At 75.0% G+C, this 11,833-nt stretch carries 10 protein-coding genes; 9 read left to right on the top strand and 1 reads right to left on the bottom strand.

Going from position 1 to position 11,833, the window contains the following annotated elements:
* Positions 1–9: 9 nt before the first annotated feature.
* Positions 10–1,356 carry a UDP-N-acetylglucosamine 1-carboxyvinyltransferase gene (murA, locus tag E4U91_RS13665; RefSeq protein ID WP_137307114.1) on the bottom strand — a complete coding sequence of 449 codons (1,347 nt, stop codon included), beginning with the start codon at positions 1,354–1,356 and terminating at the stop codon, positions 10–12.
* A gap of 254 nt (positions 1,357–1,610) precedes the next feature.
* Here murA and E4U91_RS13660 point away from each other — a divergent pair, with 254 nt between their 5' ends.
* The 9 genes from E4U91_RS13660 to E4U91_RS13625 all read left to right on the top strand — a co-directional run bounded on the left by E4U91_RS13660 (position 1,611) and on the right by E4U91_RS13625 (position 11,772).
* The gene (locus E4U91_RS13660; protein ID WP_137307113.1) at positions 1,611–2,183 is read left to right on the top strand and encodes a YqgE/AlgH family protein; all 573 of its coding nucleotides are present in this window, start codon (positions 1,611–1,613) and stop codon (positions 2,181–2,183) included.
* Positions 2,184–2,212: 29 nt separating this feature from the next.
* A complete protein-coding gene (locus E4U91_RS13655) occupies positions 2,213–2,506 on the top strand; it encodes a DUF3039 domain-containing protein (RefSeq protein WP_137307112.1) in 294 nt (97 codons plus the stop codon).
* 177 nt (positions 2,507–2,683) lie between these two features.
* Positions 2,684–4,354 carry a beta-N-acetylhexosaminidase gene (locus E4U91_RS13650; protein WP_277755294.1) on the top strand — a complete coding sequence of 557 codons (1,671 nt, stop codon included), beginning with the start codon at positions 2,684–2,686 and terminating at the stop codon, positions 4,352–4,354.
* 254 nt (positions 4,355–4,608) lie between these two features.
* Positions 4,609–5,502, top strand: coding sequence for an FAD binding domain-containing protein (locus E4U91_RS13645; RefSeq protein ID WP_137307111.1), 894 nt, complete (start codon positions 4,609–4,611; stop codon positions 5,500–5,502).
* Complete coding sequence (locus E4U91_RS13640; protein ID WP_137307110.1) at positions 5,499–7,349, top strand: 2Fe-2S iron-sulfur cluster-binding protein; 1,851 nt, start codon at positions 5,499–5,501, stop codon at positions 7,347–7,349. Before E4U91_RS13645 ends, E4U91_RS13640 begins: the two co-directional genes overlap by 4 nt.
* The gene (locus E4U91_RS13635) at positions 7,346–9,655 is read left to right on the top strand and encodes a xanthine dehydrogenase family protein molybdopterin-binding subunit (RefSeq protein WP_137307109.1); all 2,310 of its coding nucleotides are present in this window, start codon (positions 7,346–7,348) and stop codon (positions 9,653–9,655) included. The genes E4U91_RS13640 and E4U91_RS13635 overlap by 4 nt, the downstream gene beginning before the upstream one ends.
* Complete coding sequence (locus E4U91_RS39580; RefSeq protein ID WP_266803823.1) at positions 9,652–9,780, top strand: hypothetical protein; 129 nt, start codon at positions 9,652–9,654, stop codon at positions 9,778–9,780. The genes E4U91_RS13635 and E4U91_RS39580 overlap by 4 nt, the downstream gene beginning before the upstream one ends.
* Before the next feature lie 66 nt (positions 9,781–9,846).
* Complete coding sequence (locus tag E4U91_RS13630; RefSeq protein WP_137307108.1) at positions 9,847–10,380, top strand: AAA family ATPase; 534 nt, start codon at positions 9,847–9,849, stop codon at positions 10,378–10,380.
* Between the two features lie 207 nt (positions 10,381–10,587).
* Positions 10,588–11,772, top strand: coding sequence for an SUKH-4 family immunity protein (locus E4U91_RS13625; RefSeq protein WP_137307107.1), 1,185 nt, complete (start codon positions 10,588–10,590; stop codon positions 11,770–11,772).
* Positions 11,773–11,833 lie beyond the last annotated feature (61 nt).

The raw sequence follows: 11,833 nt of genomic DNA, 5'->3' as shown, positions 1-11,833 counted from the left end.
CGGCGGCCGCTAGCCGAGCGCCTTGCCGGGCAGCTCGACCTTCGCGCCGAGCTCCACGAGCTTGTCCATGAAGTTCTCGTAGCCGCGGTTGATCAGGTCGATGCCGTGCACCCGGGACGTGCCCTGCGCCGCGAGGGCGGCGATGAGGTACGAGAAGCCGCCGCGCAGGTCGGGGATGACCAGGTCGGCGCCCTGCAGCCGGGTCGGTCCTGAGACGACCGCGGAGTGCAGGAAGTTGCGCTGGCCGAAGCGGCAGTCGGAGCCGCCCAGGCACTCGCGGTAGAGCTGGATGTGCGCGCCCATCTGGTTGAGCGCGGAGGTGAAGCCCAGCCGCGACTCGTAGACCGTCTCGTGGACGATGGACAGCCCCGTGGCCTGGGTGAGCGCCACGACCAGCGGCTGCTGCCAGTCGGTCTGGAAGCCGGGGTGCACGTCCGTCTCCAGCGCGATCGACTTCAGCTGGCCGCCGGGGTGCCAGAAGCGGATGCCCTCGTCGTCGATCTCGAAGGCACCGCCCACCTTCCGGTAGGTGTTGAGGAACGTCATCATCGAGCGCTGCTGCGCGCCGCGGACGTAGATGTTGCCCTCGGTCGCGAGCGCCGCCGACGCCCAGGAGGCGGCCTCCAGGCGGTCCGACAGGGCGCGGTGGGTGTAGCCGCCGAGCTGGTCGACACCGGTGATGCGGATGGTCCGGTCGGTGTCCATCGCGATGATCGCGCCCATCTTCTGCAGCACGCAGATGAGGTCCTCGATCTCGGGCTCGACCGCGGCGTTGGACAGCACGGTGACGCCCTCGGCCAGCACGGCCGTCAGCAGCACCTGCTCGGTCGCGCCGACGGACGGGTACGGCAGCCGGATCTTCGTGCCGCGCAGGCCCTTGGGGGCCTCCAGGTACTGCCCGTCGGCCCGCTTCTCGATGACCGCGCCGAACTGCCGCAGCACGTCGAAGTGGAAGTCGATGGGCCGGCCGCCGATGTCGCAGCCGCCGAGACCGGGGATGAAGGCGTGCCCGAGGCGGTGCAGCAGCGGGCCGCAGAACAGGATCGGGATGCGGCTCGACCCGGCGTGGGCATCGATGTCAGCGACGTTCGCGCTCTCGACGTAGGTCGGGTCGAGGACCAGCTCGCCCGGTTCCTCGCCCGGACGGACCGTCACGCCGTGCAGCTGCAGCAGCCCGCGCACGACGCGCACGTCACGGATGTCCGGGACGTTGCGCAGCCGGCTCGGCGCGCTGCCCAGCAGGGCGGCCACCATGGCCTTCGGTACGAGGTTCTTCGCACCGCGGACACGGATCTCGCCCTCCAGCGGGGTCCCGCCGTGGACAAGCAGTACGTCATCAGCGCCGTTGACGGTCATGAATCTCGCGTTCCGTGGAGTGGGGCAAGGGCCAGAGGAGACAGAGTAATCGCCGTGCACCCCCCTGCCGTAAGCCCGAGGACCGCCCAGTCACGTCATGGCTGTGTCACAACACGAACGGTTCCGCGGCGGGCACGTGCGGTCACCGGTGCCGGTGTGCGCCCGCGGGGTGCGCTCGTGAGCCCTGACCTGCCTTCACCCCCGTGCCCGCATTGCCTCCCCACGCGGCCGGAAGATGCGGGATCATGTCTGGCATGACCGAGGTGTCCTCGCTCACAGGGCGGCTGCTCGTGGCCACCCCCGCCCTGGCGGACCCGAACTTCGACCGCGCGGTGGTGCTCCTCCTCGACCACGACGAGGAGGGCTCCCTCGGCGTGGTCCTCAACCGCCCGACGCCGGTCGGCGTGGGCGACATCCTCGAAGGCTGGGCCGACCTCACCGGCGAACCCGGCGTCGTCTTCCAGGGCGGCCCGGTGTCCCTGGACTCCGCCCTCGGCGTGGCGGTGATCCCCGGGGACTCCTCCGGCGACCGCGTCCCGCTCGGCTGGCGGCGCGTGCACGGCGCGATCGGGCTCGTCGACCTGGAGGCCCCGCCGGAGCTGCTCGCCTCGGCCCTCGGCTCCCTGCGCATCTTCGCCGGGTACGCCGGCTGGGGCCCGGGACAGCTGGAGGACGAGCTGGCCGAGGGGGCCTGGTACGTCGTCGAGTCCGAACCCGGTGACGTGTCCTCGCCGGCCCCGGAGAGACTGTGGCGGGAAGTGCTGCGCCGCCAGCGCAGCGAGCTGGCGATGGTGGCCACGTATCCGGACGACCCGTCGCTCAACTGATGCCCGGCCGCTTCAGTACTCTTGGCGGTATGAGCACTCTCGAGCCCGAGCGCGGAACCGGTACGGGGACCCTCGTCGAGCCGACGCCGCAGGTGTCGCACGGTGACGGCGACCACGAGCGCTTCGCCCACTACGTCCAGAAGGACAAGATCATGGCGAGCGCCCTCGACGGCACCCCCGTCGTGGCGCTGTGCGGCAAGGTCTGGGTGCCGGGCCGCGATCCCAAGAAGTACCCGGTGTGCCCCATGTGCAAGGAGATCTACGAATCCATGGGCGCCGGCGGCAACGACGGCCAGGGCGGCGACGGCAGCGGCAAGAGCTGACCCGCACCCCTCCGGTCCGGTGCCCGGACCGGCATCCGGTTCGACGGTTCGACGGCAAGGCCCCCGAGGCGCGTGGACGCGCCCCGGGGGCTTTCGCGTCCCGGGGGAATTCGGCCGCGTTCCGGCCAGTGGTCGAGACCTCTTGTGGGCGGCTCCCGGACGTCCTAGCCTCCCGTTGTGCAGAGCGAAACCGACATTGCGCAGCTTGCAACGCCCCTCCTTCCGGCGCCGCGCGCCGTCGAGGGCCCGATGCGGTGCGGGCTGGATCTGGACGACTCCACGACCCTGTGGGCGGCCCCCGGCACCGAGTCGACCGAGCGCTGGCTGCGGGCCACCCTCGGCGCCGCCCTGGGCCTGCCGCTGCGGCCCGGCGCGCCGGACGCCCCGGGCGGTGTGCGGCTGGTCCTGGACGACACGCTGGGCGCCGAGGCCTACCGGCTGGACGTCGTCGCCACCCGGGGCGTGGAGATCCGGGGCGGTGACCCGGCCGGCGTCTTCTGGGGCGCCCAGACCCTGCGCCAGCTCCTCGGCCCCGACGCCTTCCGGCGGGCCCCCGTGCGCCCGGGGACCCGGCAGGGCCTGCCGCACCTGCGCGTCGAGGACGCCCCCCGCTTCGCCTGGCGCGGCGTGCTGCTCGACGTCGCCCGGCACTTCCTGCCCAAGGACGCCGTCCTGCGCCAGCTCGACCTGATGGCCGCGCACAAACTGAACGTCCTGCACCTGCACCTGACGGACGACCAGGGCTGGCGGGTGGAGATCCGACGCCACCCGCGGCTCACCGAGGTCGGGTCCTGGCGGTCGCGCACCAAACTCGGCCACCGCGCCTCGCCGTTGTGGGACGAGCGGCCGCACGGCGGCTTCTACACCCAGGACGACCTGCGCGAGATCGTCGCCTACGCCGCCGAGCGGCACATCACGGTCGTCCCGGAGATCGACGTACCGGGGCACTCGCAGGCCGCGATCGCCGCGTACCCCGAACTCGGCAACACCGACGTCGTCGACACCACCGCCCTCTCCGTCTGGGACACCTGGGGGGTCAACCCCAACGTACTCGCGCCCACCGACACCACGCTGCGGTTCTTCGAGGGAGTGTTCGAGGAGATCCTGGAACTGTTCCCGGCGGACGCCGCCCGCTTCTCGGCGTTCGTGCACATCGGCGGCGACGAGTGCCCCAAGGACCAGTGGCGCGCCTCGCCCGCCGCGCGGGCCCGCATCGCGGACCTGGGGCTCGCCGACGAGGACGCCCTGCAGTCATGGTTCGTACGGCACTTCGACTCCTGGCTCGCCGCGCGCGGGCGGCGCCTGATCGGCTGGGACGAGATCCTGGAGGGCGGTCTGGCGCCCGGCGCGGCCGTGTCGTCCTGGCGCGGCTACGCGGGCGGGATCGCCGCCGCGCGGGCCGGCCACGACGTCGTCATGTGCCCCGAGCAGCAGGTGTACCTGGACCACCGGCAGGCGCCCGGCGAGGACGAGCCGGTGCCGATCGGGTACGTGCGCACCCTGGAGGACGTCTACCGCTTCGAGCCGGTGCCGCCGGACCTGACGGGGGACCAGGCCCGCCACGTGCTGGGCACGCAGGCCAACGTGTGGACCGAGGTGATGGAGGACCAGGCGCGCGTGGACTACCAGCAGTTCCCGCGCCTCGCGGCCTTCGCCGAGGTGGCCTGGAGCGACCTCCCGGCACCCGCGGAACGGGACTTCGCGGACTTCGAGCGGCGCATGACCGCCCACTACGCCCGCCTCGACGCCCTGGGCGTGGCCTACCGCCCGCCTACCGGGCCCCGGCCCTGGCAGCGCCGACCGGGCATCCTGGGCCGCCCGCTGGACGGCCCGCCGCCGAACCGGTAGGCCCCCGGCGGCCGAACCGGTAGGCCCCCGGCGGAAATCCCGCCAGGATCACCGAAGAGTGGCAATTCACGCCCGTCGGTGATGCCGTGCGAAAACGGGTCATTCCGCCGGTGAGGTGGACGAATGCCTCCTAGCGGACCCCCGTCTTCGGGTGCCGGGAAGATGTGCCAGAGTTGCCACGTCCGCCCTGTCAGCACGTACCGTACGGCAACACAGGTGGGACCAGGTGGGGCAGCGGGAAGGGGCAGCCGGTTTTGAGCACGCACGCACCGCAGGCGGCGCAGGCCGTCACGCTGCCCACGACGCTCGACGAGGCCGTGGCGGCCCTCGCGGCCATGCCCGCCGCCGTGCCCGTCGCGGGCGGCACCGACCTGATGGCCGCCGTCAACTCCGGTCAGCTCAGACCCGCCGCCCTGGTCGGCCTCGGCCGGATCAGCGAGATCCGCGGCTGGCAGTACCAGGACGGGCACGCGCTGCTCGGCGCCGGGCTCACGCACGCGCGCATGGGGCGCCCTGACTTCGCCGCGCTCATCCCGGCGCTCGCCGCCGCCGCGCGCGCCGCCGGACCGCCGCAGATCCGCAACGCGGGCACCCTCGGCGGCAACATCGCCACCGCCGCGCCCACGGGCGACGCGCTGCCCGTGCTGGCCGCCCTGGAGGCGACCCTGATCATCGCGGGCCAGGGCGGGGCCCGCCGCGAGATCCCCGTCTCCCACCTGCTGGCCGGCGTGGAGATGCTGCGCGGCGGCGAGCTCATCGGGTACGTGCGCGTGCCGCTGCTGCACGCGCCCCAGGTCTTCCTGAAGGCGACCGGCCGGACCGGCCCCGGGCGGGCCGTCGCCTCGGTGGCCCTGGTCCTCGACCCGGCCCGGCGGGGCGTGCGGTGCGCCGTCGGCGCCATAGCGCCCATGCCGCTGCGGCCCCTGGAGGCCGAGCAGTGGGTCGCCCGGCTGATCGACTGGGACAACAACCGCGCGATCGTCCCCGAGGCCCTGACCGCCTTCGGGGAGTACGTCGCCGCGGCCTGCATCCCCGACCCGGCCCCCGAGCCGGACGGCTCCGTGACGCAGCTGCCGCCCGCCGTACTGCACCTGCGGCGCACCGTCGCCGCGCTGGCCCGACGAGCACTGGGGAGGGCGCTGTCGTGACCGACGACCAGCACGGGGACCGGCACGGGCAGGACGCCCCGCGCGGTGGCGGCCGCTGGGACCCGCTGCCCCAGGGCGAGTACGACGACGGCGCCACCGCCTTCGTGCAGCTGCCCGAGGGCGGCATCGACGCCCTGCTGTCAGGCGACAGCCCGCTCGCGGCACCGGGCCAGTACGTGCCGCCGCAGATCCAGGCGAACACCCCGCACGAGGGCGCCCCGGCCCCCGGGGACACCGGCACGGGCGCGTGGGCGGCACCGGCCGGCGGCGTGCAGTGGCCCGAGCCGGGCCCGCCCACCTCCGGCGGCGACCGCTTCACGTACCACCCCGGCGCGACCGGCCAGTGGACCTTCGACGACGGCGCGGCCAACACGGCCGACGCAGCCGGCGTGCCGGAGCCCGCGCCCGGGCCCGGGCACGACGTGACCGGGCAGTGGTCGATCCCCGTCGCCGGGGGCGACCTGCCGGACGAGTCGGGCGAGTTCACCACGTCCTCCCTGGTCGAGCAGTGGGGCGGCGGCAGCCCCCCGGCCACCCTGCCCGGCGGCGCGTCGGCCCCCTGGGCGACCGGACCGGCGGACCCGGGCGCGGGTGACCCGCACGGCGGGGACACGCCGGGCGGCGAGGCCCATGGCGGTGACGCGTGGGGACGGCAGCCCGGTGACGGCGACACCTACGGCGGCCGGGGTTTCGACCCGCACGGCGGCCAGGGCCACGACCCGCACGGCGCCGGGGTCCCGAGCGGCTACGCGGGCGGGGTGCACCCCGGCGACGCCGGGCAGCAGGGCGCGCACCCCGCGTCCCATGGCCCGTCCGACGCGCCGGGCGACGCGCGTCACGACGCCCACCACGCCCACGACGCCCACGACGCCGAGCCGTCGTACGACCACAGCCGCGTGGAGGGCGTCCAGCCCCTCTCTGAGGCCCCCGCGAGCCACGACGGCACCGGGGACGCCCCCGGCCCGCGCGAGGCCGCCGACGCGGCGCACAGGGCCGCCGTGACCGACGGCGACACCCCCGCCCCCGAGGACGACGACACCGGCCCCGACGCCACCGGGTCCCAGGACGCCCCGGCCGACGGGACCGACGGAACCGACGCGGCGGTGGCCCCCGACGGGCGCGAGCGGGACGACGCGCCCCCGCCGCAGGCCCCCCACGAGGAGCACCCCCTCGCGTCGTACGTGCTGCGCGTCAACGGCTCCGACCGCCCCGTCACGGACGCGTGGATCGGCGAGTCGCTGCTGTACGTGCTGCGCGAGCGGCTCGGGCTGGCGGGCGCCAAGGACGGCTGCTCGCAGGGCGAGTGCGGGGCGTGCAGCGTGCAGGTCGACGGCCGGCTCGTCGCCTCCTGCCTGGTCCCGGCCGTCACCACCGCCGGCAGCGAGATCCGCACCGTCGAGGGTCTGGCCGTCGACGGGCAGCCGTCCGACGTGCAGCGGGCGCTCGCCCGGTGCGGCGCGGTGCAGTGCGGCTTCTGCGTGCCGGGCATGGCGATGACCGTGCACGACCTGCTGGAGGGCAACCCGGCGCCGACCGAGCTGGAGGCCCGCCAGGCACTGTGCGGCAACCTCTGCCGCTGCTCCGGCTACCGGGGCGTGCTGCGCGCCGTCCAGGAGGTCGTGGCCGAGCGCGACACGCACGCGGGCGGCGACGGCGCCGACGCGGACGGCGACGAGGCGCGCATCCCGCACCAGGCGGGCCCGGGCGCCGGCGGGGTCCACGCGTCGGCGTTCGACCCGGCACCCCACCACGCGCGCGGGCAGACGCACGGACCCGGGCACGGCCCGGCGCACGGACCCGGGCACGGACAGGCGTACGGACAGGGCCAGGACGGAGGCCAGGCGTGACCAATGAAGCCGCCACCGCGACCACCGCCGCGGAGGCCGCACCGGCACCCGATCCGATCGCGCACGGCCTGGGCGCGTCCCTGCCGCCCGCCGACGCCGGCGCCAAGACGGAGGGCACCTTCCCCTACGCGGCCGACCTGTGGGCCGAGGGCCTGCTGTGGGCGGCGGTGCTGCGCTCGCCGCACGCGCACGCGCGCATCGTCTCCATCGACACCTCCCACGCGCGCGAGATGCCCGGCGTGCGGGCCGTCGTCACGCACGAGGACGTGCCCGGCCGGGCGCTGCACGGGCGCGGCACGGCGGACCGCCCGGTGTTCGCCTCCGACGTCGTGCGCCACCACGGCGAGCCCATCGCGGCCGTCGCCGCCGACCACCCCGACACCGCGCGCATGGCCGCCGCGGCCGTCATCGTCGAGTACGAGGTGCTCGACCCGGTCACCGACCCCGAACAAGCCTTCGAGGCCGAGCCGCTGCACCCCGACGGCAACCTGATCCGGCACATCCCGCTGCGCCACGGCGACCCGGAGGCGGCCGGCGAGGTCGTCGTCGAGGGCCTGTACCGCATCGGCCGCCAGGACCCCGCCCCGATCGGCGCCGAGGCCGGACTCGCCGTCCCGCGCCCCGACGGCGGCGTGGAGCTGTACCTGGCCTCCACCGACCCGCACGCCGACCGCGACACGGCCGCCGCGGTGTACGGCCTCACCCCCGAGCGCGTGAAGATCGTCGTCACCGGTGTGCCCGGCGCCACCGCCGACCGCGAGGACCAGGGCTTCCAGCTGCCGCTCGGCCTGCTGGCGCTGCGGACCGGCTGCCCGGTGAAGCTCACCGCGACCCGCGAGGAGTCGTTCCTCGGCCACGTCCACCGCCACCCCACGCTGCTGAGGTACCGCCACCACGCCGACGCCGAGGGCCGGCTGGTGAAGGTCGAGGCGCAGATCCTGCTGGACGCGGGTGCGTACGCCGACACCTCCGCCGAGGCGCTGGCGGCCGCCGTGTCCTTCGCCTGCGGCCCCTACGTCGTGCCGAACGCCTTCATCGAGGGCTGGGCGGTGCGCACCAACAACCCGCCCTCCGGGCACGTGCGCGGCGAGGGCGCCCTGCAGGTCTGCGCGGCCTACGAGGCGCAGATGGACAAGCTCGCCAAGAAGCTCGGCGTCGACCCGGCGGAGCTGCGCCTGCGCAACGCGATGGCCACCGGCGACGTGCTGCCCACCGGCCAGACGGTGACCTGCCCGGCCCCCGTCGCCGAACTCCTCCAGGCCGTACGGGACTTCCCGCTGCCGCCGCTGCCCAAGGACGCGCCCGAGGACGAGTGGCTGCTGCCCGGCGGCCCCGAGGGCGCGGGCGAACCGGGCGCCGTGCGCCGGGGCGTGGGCTACGGCCTGGGCATGGTGCACATGCTCGGCGCGGAGGGCGCGGACGAGGTCTCCACGGCCACCGTGAAGGTCCAGGACGGCGTCGCGACGGTGCTGTGCGCCGCGGTGGAGACCGGGCAGGGCTTCACCACGCTCGCCCGCCAGATCGTCCAGGACACCCTCGGCATCGACGAGGTGCACGTGGCGCCGGTCGACACCGACCAGCCCCCGGCCGGCGCGGGCTGCCGCGGCCGCCACACGTGGGTCTCGGGCGGTGCCGTGGAACGCGCCGCGAAGATGGTCCGCACCCAGCTGCTCCAGCCCCTCGCGCACAAGTTCGGCATGTCCACCGAACTGCTGCAGATCACGGACGGCAAGATCACCTCGTACGACGGGGTGCTGTCGACCACCGTCACCGAGGCGATGGAGGGCAAGGAGCTGTGGGCGACGGCACAGTGCCGCCCCCACCCCACGGAGCCGCTGGACGAGGCGGGCCAGGGCGACGCCTTCGTCGGGCTGGCGTTCTGCGCCATCCGCGCGGTGGTGGACGTCGACATCGAGCTCGGCTCGGTGCGCGTGGTGGAGCTGGCGGTCGCCCAGGACGTGGGCCGCGTCCTCAACCCGGCGCAGCTGGAGGCCCGGATCGAGGCGGGCGTCACCCAGGGCGTCGGCACCGCGCTCACCGAGAACCTGCGCACGCCGCGCGGCCTGGTCCGCCACCCCGACCTCACCGGCTACGCGCTGCCCACCGCCCTGGACGCCCCGGAGATCCGGATCGTCAAACTCGTCGAGGAACGGGACGTGGTGGCGCCGTTCGGCGCGAAGGCGGTCAGCGCGGTGCCGGTGGTGACGTCCCCCGCGGCCGTCGCCTCGGCCGTACGGGCCGCCACCGGACGCCCCGTCAACCGCCTCCCCATCCGCCCCCAGGCCGCTGTGGTGACCCCCCAGTGAGCGGCCACGACGACCGGGAACCGCGCTACGAGCCCGCGCCGGGCGTGGGCAAACTGCTGCTGTGGATCGCGGTGTTCGTGCTGGCGGCGGTCGTGGTGGTGCTGGGCGGCATCTACTTCACGTGAGGACGCACGCGTGGCACGCGACGCACGCGTGGCCGGAGACGGACAGTCGTTGAGGGACGGTCGCTGATGGACGGCGTCGTACTGATCACCGGCGTGATGGCGTCGGGGAAGTCCACGGTGGCCCAGGCGCTCGCCGAGCGGCTGCCGAGGGCGGCACACGTGCGGGGCGACGCGTTCCGCCGGATGATCGTCTCCGGCCGCGCCGAGTACGCCCCCGACGCCGCACCGGACGGCGAGGCACGGGCCCAACTGCTGCTGCGCCACCGGCAGTCGGCCGCCGTCGCGGACCTGTACGCCGGGGCCGGTCTCACGGCGGTCGTCCAGGACGTGGTCCTCGGCGCCGACCTCACCGCGTACGTACGGCTGGTGCGCACCCGCCCCCTGCACGTAGTCGTGCTCGCGCCGCCCGCCGAGGAGGTCGCGCGGCGCGAGGCGGACCGCGCCAAGACCGGCTACGGGGCGTGGACGGTCCAGCAGCTGGACGAGGAGCTGCGGGTGCGTACCCCGCGCCTCGGGCTGTGGCTGGACACCGGCGGGTGGAGCGTGGAGCGGACGGTGGCGGCGATCCTGGCGGGACGGGAACGCGCCAGGGTGGCCTGACGTCTTCCCCGGGGAGCGTTCCCCAGGGGCGTTTTTCGGGGGCGGGGTCGTTGTCAGTGGTGCCGCGTAGTGTGCGAGGCAGTGGGGGCGGTCGTCCGGCACGGGGCGTCCCGGCACGGGCGTCCGGCGCTGGTCGTCCGGCGCGCCGGTCCGCCGTCACACAGGGGAAGCACGCACGGCGAAGACGCACGGGAGCACGGGGGAGCGATGGGCAGGACCGACACCGTCACACCGGTGATCACACTCACCGAGGACGCGCTGGACCCCTACGTCACGCACGTCCCCACGCGCCGCTGGCTGACCGGCCCCGGGCTGCCCGTCGACGGCGGCCTGCTGACCTTCGACGCGGTGCGCACCGAGGGCCTGCGCACGGTCGGGGACTCCACCGGCGACCCCGGCCGCCTCGCGGCGCGGCTGCGCGACCAGCTGGTGATCGGCGGCATCCTGGGCGCCGACGGCCGGGAGCGGGAGTCGGTGCTGCTCGACGGGCTGACCGGCGCGGTCTCCACGACCCACTTCCTGCACGACCGCCCCGACCTGATGCGCACCCGCCCGCTGGCACCCTCGCTGGGCACCCTGGTGCGCTTCGCCACGGCGGCCGACGAACTGGCGGCGCTGCGCGGCCAGTTCGCCTCCTACGCGGGCCGCTTCGGCCCCGAGGCGGTGGCGGAGGCGACGAACCAGCTGCTGGCGATCTTCGGCACGGACCCGCAGGGCCGTCCCGCGCCCTTCTGGACCATCACGGCGGTGATCCGCCCGCTCGCCCTCGTCGCCGGTCCCGGGACCCGCTCCGAGCTGGCCCTCGACCTGCCGCCGCGGCTTCTGGACGACGCGTTCGGCGCCGCCGCGATCATCCGCTTCGAGGAGGTCGACTTCCCGGCCGCCCTCACCCACGAGCCGACCCGCCGCTTCCTGCGGGAGGTGGGCCTGCCCGAGGACGGCGTCTGGTTCGGCGGCAACACCGAGGTCCAGCTCCCCACGCTCGCGGAGTACCACGAGGCGGACTGCGCCCCCGCCACCGTGCCCCTCCCGCCCACCGCCGACCGACTGATCCGGCTCGGCCGGCTGGTCGAGGACACCAGCCTGGTCGTCGACGGCGGCACGGGCGCGGTGCTGTCCTGGGGCGAACGGGACGCTGCCCTGCGCCCGTTGAACGCCGACGTGTCCACGCTGGCCTTCACCCTCTGGCTGGTCCACCAGGAGCGGTCCCTCGACGCGATCCACGAGCTGACCGACGCCTACGACCAGTTGGCCGACACGATGACCCGCACCCTGTCCGCGGTGGACCCCGTGGCCTGCGCCCCCGGCCGGCGCCACTGGCCGACGGCTTTCGCGGCGGGGGTGGGCGGCGGCCCGGCCCCCGGGGCGCTGAAAACCACTTGGAGCGCATGACGCCCCCGCCCTAGGCTGGGGGGACTCCGACGAGACGTTCCCCCGGAAGTACGCCGCAGAG

The sequence above is a fragment of the Streptomyces lasalocidi genome, assembly GCF_005280215.1.
GTDB lineage: Bacteria > Actinomycetota > Actinomycetes > Streptomycetales > Streptomycetaceae > Streptomyces > Streptomyces longwoodensis.
Note: the sequence above shows the minus strand (reverse complement) of the source record. Positions and strands in the feature narration are given on the sequence as shown.